General features: G+C 63.0%; 19 protein-coding genes. 11 read left to right on the forward strand and 8 right to left on the reverse strand.

Annotated features, from left to right (window positions below; genetic code table 11):
- Positions 1–126: 126 nt before the first annotated feature.
- The gene (deoC, locus tag JL2886_RS09625; protein WP_065271801.1) at positions 127–1,140 is read left to right on the forward strand and encodes a deoxyribose-phosphate aldolase; all 1,014 of its coding nucleotides are present in this window, start codon (positions 127–129) and stop codon (positions 1,138–1,140) included.
- Positions 1,141–1,151: 11 nt separating this feature from the next.
- Entirely contained in the window at positions 1,152–3,488 is a 2,337-nt protein-coding gene (locus JL2886_RS09630) for an aldehyde dehydrogenase family protein (protein ID WP_065271802.1), read from the forward strand.
- A 77-nt stretch (positions 3,489–3,565) separates the two neighbouring features.
- Here the strand turns inward: JL2886_RS09630 and JL2886_RS09635 are convergent, their stop codons facing one another.
- From JL2886_RS09635 to JL2886_RS09665, 7 genes are all read right to left on the reverse strand, one after another.
- The gene (locus tag JL2886_RS09635; RefSeq protein WP_065271803.1) at positions 3,566–4,882 is read right to left on the reverse strand and encodes a M16 family metallopeptidase; all 1,317 of its coding nucleotides are present in this window, start codon (positions 4,880–4,882) and stop codon (positions 3,566–3,568) included.
- 11 nt (positions 4,883–4,893) lie between these two features.
- A complete protein-coding gene (locus JL2886_RS09640) occupies positions 4,894–6,249 on the reverse strand; it encodes a M16 family metallopeptidase (RefSeq protein WP_065271804.1) in 1,356 nt (451 codons plus the stop codon).
- A 260-nt stretch (positions 6,250–6,509) separates the two neighbouring features.
- On the reverse strand, positions 6,510–7,031 hold the full coding sequence (locus tag JL2886_RS09645; RefSeq protein ID WP_065271805.1) for a DUF3035 domain-containing protein: 522 nt from the start codon (positions 7,029–7,031) through the stop codon (positions 6,510–6,512).
- Positions 7,032–7,085: 54 nt separating this feature from the next.
- Positions 7,086–7,568, reverse strand: a complete 483-nt coding sequence (gene lspA / locus JL2886_RS09650) for a signal peptidase II (RefSeq protein WP_065271806.1) — start codon at positions 7,566–7,568, stop codon at positions 7,086–7,088.
- A 21-nt stretch (positions 7,569–7,589) separates the two neighbouring features.
- Positions 7,590–9,179 carry a bifunctional phosphoribosylaminoimidazolecarboxamide formyltransferase/IMP cyclohydrolase gene (gene purH, locus JL2886_RS09655; protein WP_065271807.1) on the reverse strand — a complete coding sequence of 530 codons (1,590 nt, stop codon included), beginning with the start codon at positions 9,177–9,179 and terminating at the stop codon, positions 7,590–7,592.
- A gap of 22 nt (positions 9,180–9,201) precedes the next feature.
- Entirely contained in the window at positions 9,202–10,944 is a 1,743-nt protein-coding gene (locus tag JL2886_RS09660) for a heparinase II/III family protein (RefSeq protein ID WP_065271808.1), read from the reverse strand.
- A 145-nt stretch (positions 10,945–11,089) separates the two neighbouring features.
- Complete coding sequence (locus JL2886_RS09665) at positions 11,090–12,364, reverse strand: RsmB/NOP family class I SAM-dependent RNA methyltransferase (RefSeq protein ID WP_065271809.1); 1,275 nt, start codon at positions 12,362–12,364, stop codon at positions 11,090–11,092.
- Positions 12,365–12,485: 121 nt separating this feature from the next.
- Here JL2886_RS09665 and JL2886_RS09670 point away from each other — a divergent pair, with 121 nt between their 5' ends.
- Positions 12,486–12,686 (forward strand): DUF1674 domain-containing protein, encoded by a 201-nt coding sequence (locus JL2886_RS09670; protein WP_065271810.1) that lies wholly within the window; start codon positions 12,486–12,488, stop codon positions 12,684–12,686.
- 69 nt (positions 12,687–12,755) lie between these two features.
- On the opposite strand, the gene dapB is transcribed toward JL2886_RS09670, so the two are convergent.
- On the reverse strand, positions 12,756–13,565 hold the full coding sequence (gene dapB, locus JL2886_RS09675; protein WP_065271811.1) for a 4-hydroxy-tetrahydrodipicolinate reductase: 810 nt from the start codon (positions 13,563–13,565) through the stop codon (positions 12,756–12,758).
- A gap of 105 nt (positions 13,566–13,670) precedes the next feature.
- Between dapB and rbfA the strand changes: the two genes are divergently transcribed.
- The 8 genes from rbfA (at position 13,671) to JL2886_RS09715 (ending at position 19,991) form a co-directional block, all read left to right on the forward strand.
- Positions 13,671–14,066, forward strand: coding sequence for a 30S ribosome-binding factor RbfA (gene rbfA, locus JL2886_RS09680; protein WP_065271812.1), 396 nt, complete (start codon positions 13,671–13,673; stop codon positions 14,064–14,066).
- On the forward strand, positions 14,063–14,803 hold the full coding sequence (locus JL2886_RS09685; RefSeq protein WP_370570407.1) for a phosphodiester glycosidase family protein: 741 nt from the start codon (positions 14,063–14,065) through the stop codon (positions 14,801–14,803). Before rbfA ends, JL2886_RS09685 begins: the two co-directional genes overlap by 4 nt.
- Positions 14,804–14,930: 127 nt before the next feature.
- Positions 14,931–15,839: a tRNA pseudouridine(55) synthase TruB gene (gene truB, locus JL2886_RS09690; protein WP_065271813.1), complete on the forward strand. Its 909-nt coding sequence runs from the start codon at positions 14,931–14,933 to the stop codon at positions 15,837–15,839.
- A gap of 44 nt (positions 15,840–15,883) precedes the next feature.
- Entirely contained in the window at positions 15,884–16,390 is a 507-nt protein-coding gene (locus JL2886_RS09695) for a DUF1643 domain-containing protein (RefSeq protein ID WP_065271814.1), read from the forward strand.
- Between the two features lie 124 nt (positions 16,391–16,514).
- On the forward strand, positions 16,515–17,639 hold the full coding sequence (locus JL2886_RS19810) for a calcium-binding protein (protein ID WP_065271815.1): 1,125 nt from the start codon (positions 16,515–16,517) through the stop codon (positions 17,637–17,639).
- 104 nt (positions 17,640–17,743) lie between these two features.
- Positions 17,744–18,946 (forward strand): GTP-binding protein, encoded by a 1,203-nt coding sequence (locus tag JL2886_RS09705; protein WP_065271816.1) that lies wholly within the window; start codon positions 17,744–17,746, stop codon positions 18,944–18,946.
- Between the two features lie 169 nt (positions 18,947–19,115).
- Positions 19,116–19,385, forward strand: a complete 270-nt coding sequence (rpsO, locus tag JL2886_RS09710) for a 30S ribosomal protein S15 (protein ID WP_019295116.1) — start codon at positions 19,116–19,118, stop codon at positions 19,383–19,385.
- A 186-nt stretch (positions 19,386–19,571) separates the two neighbouring features.
- Positions 19,572–19,991: a GFA family protein gene (locus JL2886_RS09715; RefSeq protein WP_065271817.1), complete on the forward strand. Its 420-nt coding sequence runs from the start codon at positions 19,572–19,574 to the stop codon at positions 19,989–19,991.
- The last annotated feature ends 5 nt before the right edge of the window (positions 19,992–19,996 follow it).

Genomic DNA, 19,996 nt, shown 5'->3' on the forward strand with positions numbered 1-19,996 from the left:
TTATTCTCAACAAAGGAAGCCGGTTTTTCCAAATGGTCAATTTACTGCACAGAAAGCAGGCGGCTTGCTTGCCAAGATGCCGCACCCGTGCGACTTTCGCGCAGAACTTTGGTGAGGATCCCCGCAATGGAAAGCCACATCTCCGCGCAAAGCACTCGGGCCAATGCCGCGGGCGACGCGCAGCTGCCGCAGGTCGGTGAGCCGCGCAATCCCGGCATGGAGCTGGATCTGGACTGGGCGCTTGGCCTGCAGGCCAATACTTCGGCGATTGAGCGGCGTTGTGCGACGCTGCCCGGACGCCGTAGCGTCAAGAAAGAGTATCAGGCCGCCTGGCTGCTGAAGGCCATCACCTGCATCGACCTGACCACGCTTTCCGGCGATGATACCGCGGGGCGGGTGCGCCGCCTGTGCGCCAAGGCGCGCCAGCCAGTGCGCGCGGACATTCTACAGGCGCTTGGCACCCCGGATATCACCACCGGCGCCGTTTGCGTCTACCACGACATGATCGCCCCGGCGGTTGCCGCGCTCAAGGGCACCAGCATTCCGGTCGCAGCGGTCTCCACCGGGTTTCCGGCTGGGCTGTCGCCCTTCCATCTGCGCGTTGCCGAGATTGAGGAAAGCGTCAAGGCGGGCGCCCATGAGATCGACATCGTGATCTCGCGCCGCCACGTTCTGAGTGGCAACTGGCAGGCGCTTTATGATGAGATGAAAGCCTTCCGCGCCGCTTGCGGCGATGCCCATGTGAAGGCGATCCTTGCCACCGGAGAGCTGGGATCCTTGCGCAACGTGGCGCGCGCCTCGATGATCTGCATGATGGCGGGCGCCGATTTCATCAAGACCTCTACCGGCAAGGAAAGCGTCAATGCCACCCTGCCCGTCAGCCTTGTGATGATCCGCGCCATCCGCGACTATCACGAACGCACCGGCTACCGCGTTGGCTATAAACCCGCTGGCGGTATTTCCAAGGCCAAGGATGCGCTGGTCTACCTATCGCTGATCAAGGAGGAGTTGGGCGACCGCTGGCTGCAGCCCGACCTGTTCCGCTTTGGCGCCTCTTCCCTGCTGGGAGATATCGAACGCCAGCTCGAACACCATGTCACCGGCGCCTATTCCGCGGGCTACCGCCACGCGATGGGCTGAGGAGTGCTGAAATGACCGTGAAAGAGATCTTTGACACCATGAGTTATGGCCCCGCTCCCGAAAGCGCCGCCGAGGCACTCGCCTGGCTTGTCGATCAGGGCGACCGGTTCGGCCATTTCATCAATGGCACCTTCACCGCGCCAGGCGATGGCTTCAACAGCCAGAACCCCGCCACCGGAGAGGTGCTTGCGACCCTGACCCAGGCAACGCAGGCCGACGTGGACACCGCCGTCGCCGCCGCGCGCAGCGCCCAGCCCAAGTGGGAAAAACTGGGCGGGCCGGGTCGCGCCAGATACCTTTATGCCATCGCGCGCCTGCTCCAAAAACACAGCCGCCTGTTTGCCGTGCTTGAAACCATGGACAACGGCAAACCGATCCGCGAAAGCCGGGACATCGATATCCCGCTGGCGCAGCGGCATTTCTACTATCACGCGGGCATGGCCCAATTGATGGAAAGCGAACTGCCGGACCGCGCCGCCCTTGGGGTCTGCGGTCAGATCATCCCGTGGAACTTCCCGCTGTTGATGCTGGCGTGGAAAGTGGCGCCTGCCATCGCCATGGGCAACACGGTGGTGTTGAAACCGGCGGAATATACCTCTCTCACCGCGCTGCTGTTTGCAGACATCTGCCGTCAGGCGGGGCTGCCGAAGGGCGTTGTGAACATCGTTACCGGCGACGGCGCCGTGGGCGAGATGGTCGTGGCTGCCGACGTGGACAAGATCGCCTTTACCGGCTCCACCGCCGTGGGCCGCCGCATCCGCGAAGCCACCGCAGGCAGCGGCAAGGCGCTGACGCTCGAACTGGGGGGCAAGTCGCCCTACATCGTTTTCGATGATGCCGACATCGACTCAGCTGTCGAAGGGCTGGTGGATGCGATCTGGTTCAACCAGGGGCAGGTCTGCTGCGCCGGTTCCCGCCTGTTGGTGCAGGAGAGCATCGCGGAGAGGTTCCACGCCAAACTGCGCGCCCGCATGGACAAGCTGCGCCTTGGCGATCCGCTGGACAAATGCATCGACGTGGGCGCCGTGGTGGACCCGATGCAGCTGAAAACGATCACCGATCTGGTCGCCGCGAATGACGCAGGCGCAACCTATCAGGCCCAGGTCGACATACCCGAGGAAGGCTGTTTCTTCCGTCCAACCCTGATCGAAGGGCTAACCCCCGCCGACCGACTGATGCAGGACGAAATCTTTGGCCCTGTGCTGGTCTCCTGCACCTTCCGCATCCCGGCCGAGGCGGTCGAGCTGGCGAACAACACCCGTTACGGGCTTGCCGCAAGTGTCTGGAGCGAGAACGTCAACCTCGCGCTTGATATCGCGCCGAAACTGGCCTGCGGCGTGGTCTGGGTGAATGGCACCAATATGTTCGATGCCGCCGCCGGGTTTGGCGGCGTGCGCGAAAGCGGCTTTGGCCGCGAAGGGGGCTGGGAAGGGCTGTCGGCCTATACCAAGCCACACGCCAAATCCAAGGCGCTGGCGCAGGTCAAAGGCTTCACCGGTCAGGGCAGCGGCGCCGATCCCATCGACCGCACCGCCAAGATGTATATCGGCGGTAAGCAGGCCCGCCCCGACAGCGGATACTCCCGCGCGGTGCATGACAGGTCCGGCGCCATCCTTGGCTATGTCGGCCTTGGCAGCCGCAAGGATGTACGCAACGCGGTCGAGGCCGCCGCCGGGGCCAAGGGCTGGTCCAAGACCACCGGCCACCTGCGGGCGCAGATCCTCTATTATATCGGAGAGAACCTCTCTGCCCGCGCCGAGGAATTCGCCCACCGCATTGACCACATGACCGGGCGGCGCAGCGGCGCCAAGGAGGTCGAAGCCTCGATCCAGCGCCTGTTCACCGCAGCCGCCTGGGCCGATAAATACGACGGTCAGGTGCATGGCGTACCGATCCGCGGCGTGGCGCTGGCGATGAAGGAACCCGTTGGCGTGATCGGCGCCCTCTGCGCGGACGAGGCGCCGCTTCTGGGTCTGGTCTCGGTGATGGCGCCCGCCATCGCCATGGGCAACCGGGTGGTGCTGACCGCCTCCGAGCCCTTCCCGCTGGCGGCAACTGATTTCTATCAGGTGCTGGACACCTCGGATGTGCCCGCAGGTGTGGTCAATATCCTGACCGGTAGTCATGTCGATCTGGCAGGGCCGCTGGCATCGCATATGAACGTCGATGCGGTCTGGAGCTTTTCCTCCACCGATCTGTCGGCAGAGATCGAAAAGGCATCCGCCAGCAATCTCAAACGCACATGGGTCAACAATGGCACGGCGCTGGATTGGGACACGGACCACAGCCGCCGGTTCCTGGAGGCGGCGACAGAGATCAAGAATATCTGGGTGCCTTACGGCGAATAACGCCGGAAAGCATGCCGAAACAAAACGGGCCGGAGATCTCTCTCCGGCCCGTTGTCATTTCAGCGACAGTGCAAGGCTCAGCCGCCGGTTTTCATTCCATCCGGCCGCCCCACAACCACGAAATGCAGATTGTCCGGTTGCAGCACTTCCGAGGCGACACGGTTGATCTCTTCCAGAGTGACCGCGTTGATCTTGTCATTGCGGGTGCGCACGTAGTCGATCGGCATGCCGTCCAGCTGCATCCCCACCAGGATCGAGGCAATGCGACCGTTGCCATCAAAACGCAACGGATAGGCCCCGGTCAGATAGGTCTTGGCATCCTGCAATTCCTTCTCGGTAACGCCTTCCCTTGCCAGACGGCTCCATTCTTCGCGGATCACCGCAACCGCTTCGGCCATCTTGGAATTGGCCGAGGCGAGCGAGCCCATGTACACAGAGCCCAGATCACGCGGCAGGAGATAGGAATAGACCCCGTAGGTCAGGCCGCGCTTTTCGCGCACTTCGGTCATCAGGCGGCTTTCGAAGGAACCGCCGCCCAGGATCTGGTTCATGATATAGGCCGCAAAGAACCGCGGATCTTCCCGGTCGATCCCCACATGCCCGAACAGCGCAACGGATTGCGGCGTGTCATAGTCGATCACGGTGGTTCCGCCCTCGATCGTGACCTCTGCCGGACCCGGCTGCGGTGCGCCAGTCTCTGGCAGATCGCCCAGAAGCGTGTCGAGCAAGGCGCCCAGCGCGGCCTCGTCGATATCCCCCACGGCGCTGACAAACAGCCTGTCGCGGGCAAAGACCGCATCATGTGCATCGAACATGTCCTGCCGCGTCAGGGTGGACACGGTGTCGATGGTGCCCGAGCCGTCCGAACCATAGGGGTGATCGCCAAAGGCCATCTTGGAAAAGGCACGCCCGGCGATGTCATTGGGGTTCTCAGCGTCCGACCGCAGACCGGACAGAACCTGCGCCCGCACCCGGTCCAGAGCGTCCTGATCAAACCGTGGCGCCACCAGGGTCTGGTGTAGCAAGTCGATGGCCTCGTCCCGGTTCTCAGTCAGGAAGCGGGCAGAGACCGACACCGCCTCCTTATCCGCGTCATAAGAGAAACTGGCCGCAAGGCTTTCGACCGCACGGGCATAGTCCTGCGCCGGCATCTCGCCGGAGCCTTCTTCCAGAAGGCCCGTCATCAGGTTGATGGCGCCACGCTTGCCCGGGGCATCCAGCGAAGTGCCACCGCGAAACCGCAGCTCAAGCGCGGTGAAGGGAATCGTATGATCCTCGACCAGCCAGGCAGTAATGCCCCCGGGCGAGGTGACTTCCTTGATGCGGATCTCGGCGCTGACCGGCAGCACAGAGATCAGAAGGGCAAAACAGGCGACCAGCCCGGCACGTATCATGGCAAATCCCGTCATTGGGTGACCTCCTCATCTGCGCGCACCATCCAGCCAGTGACCGACGCCTCGGGCTGCAGCACTTCACGGGCGACGGCGATGATTTCATCCGCGGTGACCGATTGCAGGATATGGGGCCACTCCTGCACGTCCTCCACCGTCAACCCGGAGGTCAGCGCCTGACCATAACGATTGGCGATCCCATCCACATTGTCGCGCGCATAGATTTCCGCCGCGCGCAGTTGCAGCTTGATCCGCTCCAGCTGATCGGGGTCGACACCCTCTTCAAGGAAGCGTGCAAAGGTTGCGTCAAGCGCATCCTCAGCCTCCTGCATCCCGACGCCCTCGGCCGGGACAACCAGGAAAGAAAAACTGGTCTTGTCCAGCGACACCCCCGAATAGAAGGCACCGGTATAGACCGCCAGCTGCTGATCGAATTGCAGCGCATTGGCCAGATAGGAGGTATTGCCGCCCCCCAGCAGTTCAGCCAGCAGATAAAGTGCCGCCGCCTTTTCCTGCGCGCCGCTGTTGCGTTCCGGCGCCAGATAAGAGCGCTGCACATAGGGCTGTGCCACGCGTGGATCGCGATAGACCATGCGCCGCTCTGCCGTCTGCGGTGGCTCCTGGCTGCGGAACCGTTCCGGCAGGTCGGGGTTCGCCGGAATCACACCGTAGTATTTTTCGGCCAGCTGTCGGACCTCTTCGGGTTCCACATCGCCCGAAACCACCAGAATGGCATTGTTGGGCGCATAATAGGTTCCATAAAAGGACAGCGCGTCCTCCCGGTCCAGCGTCTCCATTTCATGGCGCCAGCCGATCACCGGCTGACCATAACGGTGGTTCAGATACTGTGCCGCACTCAGCTGTTCGCGGAACAGGGACCGCGGATCGCTGTCGGTGCGCTGGTTGCGCTCTTCCAGGATCACCTCACGCTCGGTGACGATCTCCTCCTCGCTGAGGCGCAGATTGACCATACGGTCGCTTTCCATCTGCATCATCAGTTCAAGCCGGTCCGCTGCAATGCGCTGAAAATAGGCGGTGTAGTCATAGCTGGTGAAGGCATTATCCCGGCCGCCATTGGCTGCCACCGTCGCCGAGAGCTCTCCCGGCTCCAGCTTGTCGGTGCCCTTAAACAGAAGGTGCTCCAGAAAATGCGCGACCCCGGACTGACCCGGCGGCTCATCCGCGGATCCGGCGCGGTACCAGACCATATGCTGAACCACTGGCGCGCGGTGATCCTCGATCACCACCACGTCCATGCCATTTTCAAGGGTAAAGGCCGTCACCATGTCCTCAGCCGGTTCTGCAGCGCGCAGCGGCGCGGCAAGAACGGCTGTTACAGCGATGGCGGCCAGTGCGATCCGTCGGATCATGCGGCGTCCTCCAATAGATTTCTCCAAAGACATGCTGCCTCTGTCCGTCACATCCGGGGCCTATCGGGCTGTGCAAAGACAGCCACCAGCGCACCCGGCATAGTCCTACCCATATTGGGGATGTCTTGACGAACCGCAACCTAAGCCAAGGTCGCAGGGAGACAAGGCGCCCTGTCACGATAGCGAATTGTCAAAATTGTGAACGTGCTAACCCGCCCGGCGGACGGCCATCCGGTCAAGCTGCGCAGCAGAGGCGCGGCTCACTCTCCGCTTGGCGGCGGCGCAGAAGGGGTTGCCACACCCGCGCGGCGGAACTGTTCGGTTGTCTCGAACGGGTCCAGCGTCTGCTTGGCGTAGATCTGCTCATAGCGGTCGACAGGGAACAGGCGGATCCGCCCGGTGATACGCTTTTTCTTCAGGAACTTGGCGTCTTCCTCGGCCAGTTCCTGACGCACCGTTGGCGACACGCCATAGCGGCTGGAGGCGCTGACCAGCGCCAGATCCGAGGAGGATACACCCTGTCCAGGCACCAGCGCAGAGGGCTTGCCGCCCAGCGCCGCGACCGCATCGGCTTGAGGGGTCGGATCAGCGATATTGCCTGCGCCCGGTGTTGGTTCCGGCAGACTGCTGTAATCTGCGGGCTCGTTCAGCGGCTTGTTCGGTAGCACAAGGAATTCATCCGGCCCGGTCCCAGTCTTGCGAATATCACGCAGACCTTTTTGCGAGCAGCCCGCGACGGCCACCGCGCCTACCAGAACAATCATGCCGAAAGGGATCCGCATTCCCAGTTACTCCTGCCAGTTTCCCTGCGCTTTTAACGCATATTGCACCCGAGGTCACGCGGGCTTTTTTGCGCTCCGGTCGAACAGGATCAGCCCGATGGCACCGGCAAAGATGAACACATCGGCGATATTGAACACGAAGGGATTGTTAATTCCGCAGCAGGACATGTTGAGGAAATCCAGCACATAGCCATAGAGCAGCCGATCCGCGACATTGCCCAGCGCGCCGCCGATCACCAGCCCCGCCGCCAACGCCATCCAGCGCGCGCGGCGATGCGAGCGGCGAATCCAGATGGCCAGCACGGCACAGATCAGCAGCGAGAGGCCGATCAACACCCAGCGCGCCGTATCCTCGCCGCCATCGAACAGGCCAAAGTTAATGCCGGTGTTCTCGCCATAGCGGAAATTCAACAGCGGCGGCAGCACGTCGATGCTCTGGCGCTGGGACAGGCCCATCCAGTGAATCACCAGATATTTGCTGGCCTGATCCAGAAGAAAGGCCCAGAACGCGCCCCAGAACATCATACGCACTGCCATTTTCCGCTTGGTTCCCGCTGATCAGTGACGGAAGTGGCGCATGCCGGTAAAGACCATGGCAAGCCCAGCCTCATTGGCCGCCTTGATCACCTCATCGTCCCGCATCGAACCGCCCGGCTGGATCACGCAGGTGGCGCCAGCAGCCGCAGCCTCCAGGAGACCGTCGGGGAAGGGGAAGAAGGCATCGGAGGCCACGGCAGAACCTTTGGCCAGGCTTGCGTCCAGACCCAGTTCATCCGCCATGCGCTGCGCCTTGGCGGCGGCCACATTGGCGCTGTCCAGGCGGCTCATCTGGCCGGCGCCGACACCCACGGTGGCGCTGCCTTTGACATAAACGATGGCGTTGGATTTCACGTGCTTGGCCACCTTCCAGGCGAACAGCAGGTCCTGCATTTGCTCATCCGTCGGGGCCTTTTCGGTGACGACCTTCAGATCGTCCATGCCGATGTATCCCACGTCCTTGTCCTGCACCAGAACACCGCCAGAGACCTGCTTGTAGGCGGTGATCGCCTTGCGCGGATCGGGCAGCGCGTCTGTCAGCAAGAGGCGCAGATTCTTCTTGGCGGCAAAGATCTCTTTCGCCTCATCCGAGGCACCCGGCGCGATTACCACCTCGGTGAAGATCTCGGTGATCTTGGCGGCGGTTTCGGCGTCCAGCGGCTGGTTCAGCGCCACAATGCCACCAAAGGCAGAGGTGCGGTCGCAATCGAATGCCTTCTGGTAAGCCTCGGCCAGGGTAGCTCCACGCGCCACACCGCAGGGGTTGGCGTGCTTGATGATGGCAACGGCAGCGGTTTCAGCCGGATCGAACTCGGCCACCAGCTCATAGGCCGCATCGGTGTCGTTGATGTTGTTGTAGGACAGCTCCTTGCCCTGCAGCTGCACGGCGGTGGCAACACCCGGACGGTTCGAGCCATCGGTGTAGAAGGCCGCTTTCTGGTGGCTGTTTTCGCCATAGCGCAGAGTCTGCTTCAACTCACCGGCAAAGGCGCGGCGGCGCGGTGCTTCCAGCTCCAGCGCGCCTGCCATCCAGTTGGAAACAGCCGCGTCATAGGCTGCGGTGCGGGCATAGGCGATCTGCGCCAGACGCTGGCGGAAAACATAAGAGGTCTGACCGTCGTTCGCGTCCAGCTCGGCCAGCAGGGCGTCATAGTCTTCGACGTCGGTCACCACGTTGACGAACAGGTGGTTCTTGGAGGCCGCGCGGATCATCGCCGGACCACCGATGTCGATATTCTCGATCATCTCATCGTAATCCGCACCACGGGCCAGTGCCGCCTCGAACGGGTAGAGGTTCACCACCAGAAGATCGATGGCGCCAATGCCGTGTTCGTTCATCGCCGCCACATGGGCGTCGTTGTCACGCAGCGCCAGCAACCCGCCATGCACCATCGGGTGCAGGGTCTTCACGCGACCGTCCATCATTTCCGGGAAACCGGTGACGTCAGAGACGTCCTTGACGTCCAGCCCCGCATCGCGCAGCGCCTTGGCGGTGCCGCCGGTGGACAGCAGCTCGACGCCACGCTCGGCCAGCGATTTGCCAAGGTCAATCAGACCGGACTTGTCGGATACGGAAAGCAGCGCACGGCGTACGGGGTGAAGATCGGTCATGGCAGGGCGGTCCTTTGCAGGCTCAGTCAAAAATCTCGGGGTCGTCCCGGTTCAGGTCGCGCACGGCTTCGGCAGTTTCCTGTGCCTTGCTGAGCGTCCACCGGACGCGGGTTGCATAGTCGATGACCCGGCCAGATAGAACGATCTGTTTTGACGCACGCGGCTTCAAGCGGGTCTTTTCCAGGTAAACGCCCGGCTCCAGCTTCAATTCGCAGGTGCCGTCATGGCGGAAAACCCAGATTTCGCCGCTCTTGAGCGCCATGGATACTGCCGCGCCGCCCAAGTCAAGGGTTGCATCCACTTCCGGGTGCAGATGCAGGCGGATATCAAAGCCGATCCCGCGTTCTCCATGGCTGTCTAGCGCCTTTGAACAGCGCCGCTCGGCCGCCTCATCCAGCGCTACCAGCATGTCCTCGCCCGCTAGCGCGCGCCCGTCAAAGCCCAGATCCAGCGTGCGGGCGTGGGTCAGACCGAATTCGCGCGCGTATCCGTCGTGTCCGCCCTGAAACCGGCTGCCATCGCTGAGCTGCTCCAGCTGAATCTGCACGTCGGTGGGGCCGCCAACCAGTTCTTCCTGACCGGTGCCGCGACTGGGCGGTGCCAGCCGGGCGCTGGAATGGCCCTCCAGGCACAGGGTCGAATGCGATGGTGTGGCCCGCCCGGCGCGGCGCCATTCCAGACCAAAGGTCTCGCCCGAGCCGCAATTGACGATCAAAGGCCGCCGCCCCGAGGTCAGTTCAAAGGCAAGGGTGGAGGCATGACCGTTAGCCGAGGCCCGCCCCTGCGGTGGCAAGGCCGCGTCAATCACCACCGAGGTCCGGCGTGCCGACAAGCGGGCATAGCCCATCGCCAACCCTTCGACCGGGCGCGCCGATACGTGGCTGGCCGCCAGCGCATGATCCAACCAGCCTTCCAGCCCCCGGCCGCCACCGTGGAACCGTGCCAGCCCGCCATCGCTGTGGCGCAGGGTGCGCAGCGTTGGCGCAATCCGTTCAATGGCCGCGGTCTGCGCCGCTGGCACGCTGCGCCCGGCTTCGTGCAAGGCGGCGGCAGTCCAGGTCAGCAGGGTAAAGACCTCCAGCAGTTCTTCGGGATTGCGGGTCGGCAATCCGCCCTGCGCGTCGATCTGCCGGTCGCATTCTGCGCTCAGGGCACGGATGGCGGGATCAGCCAGCGCCTCCTGCCCCTGAAGGGCAAGCCCCGCATAGATCAGCCCCGCCAGCGCCTCGAACCGTGGCAGGCCCGGGGTTGCACCCTGCCAGCGATGGGCCAGGAACCATGTCTGTTGCGATAGTGAGCGGTAAAAGGCCTCAGATTCCGCACGTTCCTTGCCGTTCAGCAGGAAAATCGCATGGTTGATCCATCGAATCACGCGCCGTCCCGTCAGATCCGGCGACCAGCCGGGCCCCGAGCCGCGCCCATGCGCCTTGATCCAGCCCCAGACCCAGTTCTGCGCCTTGACGCGGGCCTTGATATCGCCGACCGCCGCCAGATCGTCGAGCCAGGCAAAACCGTGCCGCTCGGCGTCAAAGGCGGCGTCCGGCGCCGTCACTTCCCAAAGCCCGGTGGTTGTCGACTCGACCAGATACCCCGCCAGCAGCAGGTTCCCCGCCACCAGCTGCCGACCGCGGGCAAAGCTGCCAATGGTGCGGGGTTCAGGCTGCGATACGAATCCCGTCGCCGCAGGCTGCTTGCGCGCCCGCCAGGCATATAACCGGTTCAGCAGGCGGGTGCTGCGCCCCGCCATTCTATCGTATCTGGACATGCTCTTCTGCCTCACGCCGTTGGCGTTTTGGGCGCAGCATAACCCGGGGAAGGGTTCAAGTCACCGACGAATGCGACACCCTCCGGCGGCACCGGCGGAATTGCCCCGCCGGGCAAAATCAAAGCACGTTTCGCTGGGAGAAAGGTCAGCCCGCCTTGCGCAAGAGCGCCATGTAAAACCCATCCATGCTGCCCCGTTCCGCCCAGTAATCCGGACGCAGGCGCAAGCCGCCTTCCTCGGTGATCCAGGCCGGATCTGTGCCCAGACCGTCAAAACACTCACGGTCGGCTGTCATGTCCGGAAACATCTCAAGCGCCTCTTCGACCTGGCATTCGCCCTCATCCGGCAACAGGGAGCAGGTGCAGAACACCATGCGCCCGCCGGGTTTGACCAGATCCCAGGCATGGGCCAGCATCTGCGCCTGCAATTCAATGAGCCCGCCGAATTCGCTGCCATCCTTGGCATGGGGCAGATCCGGGTGGCGCCGGATCGTTCCGGTGGCCGAACAGGGTGCATCCAGCAGCACCGCATCGAATTGCCCGGTCTGCTCCAGTGCATCACCCACAATCAGATCCGCACTCAGCCCGGTGCGGGCAAGGTTTTCGCGTAGGCGCTCCATCCGTCCGGCAGAGGCATCGACGGCGGTCACCTGCGCCCCGTCTGCTGCCATCTGCATGGTCTTGCCGCCCGGTGCGGCACAAAGATCCAACACCCGTTCGCCGGGCTGCACATCCAGCATCTGCGCGGGCAGCGCTGCGGCTGCATCCTGCACCCACCAGTCCCCGGCCTCATACCCCGGCAAGGCCGAAACCTGACCGGCATCGGACAGGCGCCGCGATCCGGTGGGCAGGAGTTCCCCGCCCAGCACCGACAGGTCCGCACCGGGTTTGGCGGTGATATCCAGCGGCGCGCCTGCAAAATGCGCAGCCTCCATGCCCAGCACCGCCTCAGCGCCCCAGGCCTGCACCAGCGGCTTGCGCAGCCAGTTCGGCAGGCGGGGGATGCGCAGCTTGGCCCATTCCGCAGGCCCATGATCGGCAACCTTGCGCAGCACTGCGTTGACCATGCCCTTCAACTGACCATGGCGGCGGTGTTTCGACACGATGGTCACCATGGCATTGACCACGCCATGCGCCGCGCCACCCGAGCACAGCTCGACCGTGCCAAGGCGCAGCGCGTTCATCACCGTGAGCGGCGGTTTCTTTTTCAGGTGTTTCTGCAGGATCCGGTCAGCGCGCTCTAGGCTGCGCAGCACTTCCAGAGCCAGCCGCTGGGTGCGGGCGCGATCCTGCGGTTGCAGCTTTTCAAGGGCGCCCGCCGCAAAACATTCAGCCAGAAGCCGCCCTTCGCCCAGCACCTGATCCAGAAGATAGATCGTGGTTCTGCGGGCCTGCAGCGCATCGGGGGCTTTGTCGGACATCGGGTCTCGGCTTTCTATGGCGGCGTAGAGCCAGCATGGGATCAGAAGGGCTTTGCGTCTCGGCGGCTTGTTCCCGCCGGACAGGGGCGTATATCATGGCCCAAGCATAAAGGAACCCGCGATGAGCGACGAGACCACGCCGGAAGGCCCCGCAGAAAAAGACCTGCCCCCCGCAGCCAAACGCGCCCTGGCCGAAGCCGAAGAGCGCCGCAAGGCCGAAGCTGCCAAGGCACCACCCCCGACCGAGCTTGGCGGACGCGACGGCCCCGACCCCGCCCGCTATGGCGACTGGGAAAAGAAAGGCATCGCCATCGATTTCTAATCGGCAGCGTTCCTTCACCGCCCCTTGTTCAGGTTGGGGGCGGCACCATGACAGCCAAAAGGTGACGGCTTAAAGTCCCAGCACGTCGATCATGTCGTATTCACCGGGGGATTTGTCCTGCCCCCACAGCGCCGCCTTCAGCGCGCCACGGGCGAACAGGGCGCGGTCGGTGGCCATGTGGCGCAACACGATGCGTTCTCCGGCACCGGCGAACAGCACGTCATGCTCCCCGACGATGTCACCACCGCGAATCGCGGTGAAGCCGATATCACCGCGTTTACGCGCACCGGTAATACCGTCGCGGCCCCGGTCCGAGACATCCGCGAGTTTCACACCGCGCCCTTCGGCGGCGGCTTCGCCCAGCATCAGCGCAGTGCCGGAAGGCGCGTCGACCTTGTGGTGATGGTGCGCCTCGATCACCTCGATATCGAAATCCTCATCCAGCGCAGCGGCGACCTTCTTGGTCAGCTGCACTAGAAGGTTCACGCCCAGGGACATATTGCCCGCACGTACGATCACCGCGTGACGCGCGGCGGGCGCCAGCTGGGCGATCTGTTCATCCGTCATGCCGGTGGTGCCGATCACATGCACGGCGCGGGCCTGTGCAGCGAGGGCCGCAAATTCCAACGTGGCCTCAGGCGCGGTGAAATCGATCACCGCCTGCGCCTTGGAAAAAGCCTCAAGCGCGTCATCGGTGACGGTGACACCCAAAGGTACGCCGCCCATCGCCTCACCCACGTCGCGGCCGACCCAGTCGTGGCCGCCGCGCTCCACCGCGCCCACAAGGGTCGCCTTGTCGCTGTCCAGAACCGTCTTGATCAGCATCTGCCCCATACGCCCGGATGCTCCGGTAATCACGATCCCCGGTTTATGAGTCATTGGCCCGATCCTTTTCGCTGGCTGGCGCTTCGTTCTTTTGCTGGTTTTGTCCTACCGTCTTGCGCACGTCTTGGCAAAGGGCAGCTTTCGGCATAGATCGAAGATATGGCAAAGAACAAATTCCACGATGGCCCCGGCCCCTCTCAACGTCAGCTGCGCGTCGGCGAACTGATCCGCCGCACCCTGTCCGAGGTGCTGGCGCGCGGTGATGTGCATGACCCCGAACTCAACCGCATGTCGATCACGGTGGGCGAGGTGCGCATTTCACCCGACCTGAAGATCGCCACCGCCTATGTGCTGCCGCTCGGTGGCAAGGGGCAGGACGAGGTGCTGAAGCTGCTGGCCCGCAACAAGGGTGAGCTGCGCCGCATGGCGGGCAAGAAGCTCGGCCTCAAATACGCCCCGGATCTGCGGTTCCAGCTGGATCAGACCTTTGATCAGATGGATGACACCCGCCGGATGTTGAACCAGGACGCGGTGCGCCGCGATATCGACGATTGATCCTGCGGGCGGCAGTTGCGCTTGCCGCCTTTTGCCTGGGGTTGTCGGCCTCTGTCGCCGCAGCCGTCGAATGCCGTGACACCTCTTACGATGGCAGCCGCTACACAATCTGCGAAGTCGACGCGGGCAAGGAAGAGTTGCGGCTGTTCCTGCGGAACGCAGAGGGGAAACCCTACGGCCATTTTGCCGCCATCGATGCCGACCTCGGCAAAGAGGGCAAATCCCTCTCCTTTGCCACCAACGCCGGAATGTATCACGCCGACCGCTCTCCGGTGGGCCTCTATGTCGAGGATGGCCAGCAGGAAATGCGGCTTGTCCCCAATGCGGGCCCCGGCAATTTCGGCCTGCTACCCAATGGTGTCTTCTGCATCAATGAGACCCGCGCCGATGTGATCGAAACGCTGAAATTTCGCGACAGCGGCGCCAGCTGCCGCGATGCCACCCAGTCGGGGCCGATGCTGGTGATCGACGGGGAGCTGCACCCGCGCTTCCTGCCGGATTCGACCTCCTACTACGTGCGCAACGGTGTCGGCACCTCGGCAGACGGGCAGCGCGCGGTCTTTGTCATCTCGCGCAATGCGGTGACGTTTCACCAATTCGGCAGCCTATTCCGCGACTACCTGAAGCTGCCCAATGCGCTGTACTTTGACGGCAATATTTCGCGCCTGCACGCGCCCCAGATGGGCCGGTCGGATGCCGGTTTCTCGATGGGGCCGGTGGTGGGCGTCGTCGAATAGCCGCCGTGCAGCCCGCCTGAGCATAGACGGGGCATAGAAATGGCGCCACAACAGACCCGGCACAATTGACAGGCTGTTCTGGCTGCGCTACCCCGCGCGCCTCTTTCAGCATCATCGAGGAACAGGCATGGCACGCAAACGCAAGGGGCGCGATATTTCCGGCTGGCTGGTGGTGGACAAGCCCGCAGGGCTGACCTCGACCGCTGTCGTGAACAAGGTGCGCTGGGCGCTTGAGGCCAAGAAGGCCGGCCATGCGGGCACGCTCGACCCCGAGGCGACGGGTGTTCTGGCCGTGGCCCTGGGTGAGGCAACCAAGACGGTTCCCTATATCACCGACGCGCTGAAGGCCTATACCTTTACCGTGCGGCTGGGACAGGCGACCAATACCGACGATGCCGAGGGCGAGGTGATCGCGACAAGCGACGCGCGCCCTTCCGACGAGGAAATCAAGGCCGCGCTGGGTCAATTCATCGGTGAGATCATGCAGGTGCCGCCGAAATTCTCGGCTGTGAAGATCGACGGGCAGCGTGCCTATAAACTTGCCCGCGATGGCGACGAGGATTTCGAGATCGCCGCCCGCCCCCTGTGGGTCGAGGAACTGGTGCTGGTGGACCGCCCCGATCCCGATCATGTGGTGCTGGAAATGACCTGCGGTAAGGGGGGCTATGTACGCTCCATCGCGCGCGATCTGGGCGCCGCGCTTGGCTGTCATGGCCATGTGAAGGAGTTGCGCCGCATCTGGTCCGGACCCTTCGATGCTGCCGATGGGCTGTCGCTGGAAGAGATCGAACGGATGCAGCGCACGCCGGAACTCGACACCCATCTGCGCCCGCTGGAGGAAGGTCTGGCTGACCTCCCCGAGCTGAAATGCACGCCCGAAGGTGCCACACGCCTACGCAACGGCAACCCGGGCATGGTGCTGGCCTCGGATGTGGAGTACGGCGACGAGGCCTGGGCCTCGATTGACGGAAAGGCCGTCGCCGTCGGCATCTACAAGGCGGGTGAGCTGCACCCGAGCCGCGTCTTCAACCAGTAACGCCCGCGCTTGCCCCTCTGGGGGCAGCGTGGCATCCCTGCCCCATGATCACCCGCAGCCATACCAAGGGCGATGCACCCTCCACCGCCGTCTATTCGGATTGCGAGACCTATCGCTACAGCCTGACCCGGATCTGGGATCCGGATGGGCAAAAGGTGATGTTCGTGATGCTGAACCCTTCGACTGCGACCGAGGTGCAGAACGATCCGACCATCGAACGCTGCGAAAGACGAGCGCGCACGTTGGGGTTTGGCGGCTTCCGGGCCACCAATATCTTTGCCATCCGCGCCACTGACCCGCGGGTGATGCGCGCCGCCAAGGATCCCGAGGGGCCGGAGAATGAGGCCGCGATCCTGTCCGGCGCAGAGTGGGCCGATCAGATCATCTGCGCCTGGGGCACCCATGGCGCCCACCGCGATCAAGGTCCCCGCATTGAGAATGCGTTAAGGGCGACCGGACAGCCTCTGTTTCACCTTGGCCTCAGCAAACACGGCCATCCGAAACACCCGCTTTACATCGCCTACAGCCAGCAGCCGCAACCCTGGGCATGATCCCAAAGGCGCCGACCCCGGTATTATTTCGTTAACCGATGTTCCCGGTTTGTTTTGAGGCAAATCCTTAATTGTGCGAGAGTATACTCAGGGATAGAAATTTGTTGCGTAAGGAGTGGGGCCGATGCTCTGGTTGGCCGGCCTTTTTGGTCTTGTGGCTGTTGGCGGGGCCATGTTTGTGGATTTCAGCGGCGGTGACGACGATCTGAACGACACCGACGACTCGGATGAGGCAGCGGGCGAAGGCTCCGGTGAGGACACCGGAGCCGTCATCGTGCCGCCTTCCGAATTTCTGAACCCCGACGACCCGGACAGCACCGCTACAGATGACGGCTCTGCCAGTGGCAGCGGCGACACCGGGACGACCACCGATGGCGAAACCGGTGACGGCACCGACAGCGCCACGGATGGGCTCAACCTGTCCGGTACCGATGAACCCGAACTGCTGACCGGCAGCGATTGGGCCGATATTCTGTTCGGTGGCGATGGCGATGATCAGCTGGACGGCAACGAAGGCGACGATTCCCTGTCTGGCGACGGCGGCCATGACGTCCTGCACGGTGGCGACGGCGATGACACGCTTGCGGGTGGCTGGGGACGTGATCTGCTGCATGGTGAAGACGGCGACGATCACATTGCTGGCGAGGATGGCGATGACACGCTGTATGGTCACTTCGGCAATGACACCCTGACCGGCGGCGGCGCCGAGGATGTGGCCCACGGTGGCCAGGGTCACGACGTGCTGAGCGGCGGCGAAGGCAGCGACGCGCTGCATGGTAACGATGGCAATGACACGCTGAGCGGTGGCACCCAGAACGACACGCTGTTCGGTGGCCGGGGCAACGATCTGGTCTGGGGCGCCGATGACGATGACACCAGCGATTTCCTGAACGGGGGCGATGGCGATGACACATTGGTTGCCGGAGCCGGGGATATCGTCACTGCGGGCAGCGGCGCCGATCTGATCATGGCCGGAGATATCGGCGGAGCCCCGGATGGCGACCAGCCCCCTGTCGAACTGGTCGATTATGATCCCGAAGAGGACCAACTCATGGTTCTCTGGTCCCCCGGCAGCGAATCGGAGCCGGAGATCACCGTGGAACAAGATCCCGATGCCCCGGACGAGCAGGTAATCCGCGTGAACGGCACCGAGGCCTTGCGCGTGAGTGGTGCCGCGCCGCTATCGGCCTCGGACATTCGACTGGTCGATGTGAACGATCCGACCTTCGCCGACCTGCTGCCCAGCTGACCGATCCGATTGCGGCCTGAACCGGCACGGATAGACGGCTTGCAGGGTTGCGCCTTTGCTTCTCTCGTGATTGTTATGTCATAACATAACATTTGGAGTAAACCATGCAGGATTCTCGCCTTCCCGTCACAGTGCTGTCCGGATTTCTCGGTGCGGGCAAAACCACCTTGCTGAACCGGGTGCTGAACAACCGCGACGGGCGCCGCGTCGCCGTGATTGTCAACGATATGTCAGAGGTGAACATCGACGCCGATCTGGTGCGCGCCAATACGCCCGAGCTGAGCAAGACCGAAGAAAACCTCGTGGAACTGTCCAACGGCTGCATCTGCTGCACCCTGCGCGACGATCTGCTGACCGAGGTACGCCGTCTCGCGGAAACGGGCCGGTTCGATTACCTGCTGATCGAATCCACCGGCATATCCGAACCGCTGCCGGTGGCGACGACCTTTGATTTCCGCGATGAGGCTGGCGTCAGCCTGTCCGATGTCGCGCGGCTGGATACTATGGTGACCGTGGTCGATGCGGTGAACCTGCCGGATGACTTCTCCAGCCACGATCAGCTTGGCGACCGGGGCGAGACGATGGGAGAAGCGGATACCCGCAGCCTTGTCCACCTGCTGACGGATCAGATGGAATTTGCCGATGTGGTGATCCTCAACAAGGTCACGGACGCAGGCCCAGCCCGCACCGATGCCGCGCGCAAGATCATCCGCAGCCTCAACGCCGATGCCCGCATTGTCGAAGTCGATCACAGCGAGGTCGCGCCAGAAGATATCCTCGACACCCGCCTGTTCGATTTTGAAACCGCGCATGAGCACCCGATGTGGGCCAAGGAACTCTATGGTTTTGCCGATCACACGCCCGAAAGCGATGAATATGATATCCAGTCCTTCGTCTTTCGCGCCCGCGCGCCCTTTGATCCGGTGGCAATCCACCGGGTTCTGAATGCGGATCTGCCCGGCGTGATCCGCGCCAAGGGGCATTTCTGGATTGCCACCCGCCCCGATTGGGTGGCGGAATTCTCGCTTGCCGGTGCCCTGTCCAGCGTTGCGCCGCTGGGGACATGGTGGGCCACAGTTCCCGAAGAACGCAGGCCCACTCATGCCCAGGCGCAGGAATACCTGCAGGCGCATTGGCAGGAACCCTTCGGTGATCGCAGGCAGGAACTGGTATTCATCGGCAGCGGGATCGACTGGCCATCCCTGAAGGCACAGCTGGAGGCCTGCCTGATGGCGGTTCCCGATGTCGATGCGCTGGAGTGGCTGACGGATCTGCCCGATCCTTTCCCGCGCTGGCGCCGGGCCTGAACGCCTAAGGGCGAAAAACCGGGAACCGCCGACATCTCCTTTGCTTTTTGCCGCAAAACCGCCTATACGCCCGCATCTGCCGTGGAATCGCGGCGGACTTCTCCATGGGCCTGTGCTGGACGACATCCCGGCCTGCGCCATTTCTCTAACCTTTTCAAAGGAGACCCCGATGTCGATTACTGCTGAAGAAAAAGCACGCCTGATGAAAGAATTCGCAACCAAGGAAGGCGACACCGGTTCGCCCGAAGTCCAGGTTGCCATTCTGACCTCGCGCATCAACACCTTGACCGAGCACTTCAAGACCCACAAGAAAGACAACCACGGTCGTCGTGGTCTGCTGAAGATGGTTGCTCAGCGTCGTAAGCTGCTGGACTACACCAAAGGCAAGGATGAGGCCCGTTACCAGGACCTGATCAAGCGCTTGGGCATCCGCCGCTAAGCGCGACATTTGCATTTCGATGCATGCGCCCGTTCCGAAAGGAGCGGGCGTTTTTTATTGGCGGGAACCGGATGGGATGTGGTTGGCCCACCGCCAGCCCTCGTTTACCGGCTGCCGACCTATGATGTAGGGTTTCACTGCGTGTGAAGCGCGCTCTCCCAGCTCAGACAATGAAAGAGCAGAAATATGGAACACCTGACCTCGGGAAGCTGCTCGGGAAGCTGTCTGTGCGGTGCTGTCCGGTTTCACATCCACGGCGCATTCGAAAGCTTCTTCCTGTGCCACTGCGCGCGCTGCCGCAAGGACAGCGGGTCCGCGCATGCGGCCAATCTGTTTTCCACCCAGGCAGAGATTGAATGGCTAACCGGGGGGGACAGGGTCAAGAGTTTCCAGTTGCCTGAAACACAGCATGTCAAAAGCTTTTGCATGGATTGCGGATCAGCGCTGCCGACGCTGCAGATGGATGGCGCCCTGCTGGTCGTGCCCGCAGGTGCGCTGGACAGTGAGATCCCTATCCGGCCCACGGCCCGCATCTGCTACGCCAGCCGCGCGGCCTGGACCGATGCGATTGAGACTGCGGAAACCATCGATGGGCTTCCCGGCTAACCGAT

It is taken from the genome of Phaeobacter gallaeciensis (assembly GCF_001678945.1).
In the GTDB taxonomy this organism is placed as follows: domain Bacteria; phylum Pseudomonadota; class Alphaproteobacteria; order Rhodobacterales; family Rhodobacteraceae; genus Phycobacter; species Phycobacter gallaeciensis_A.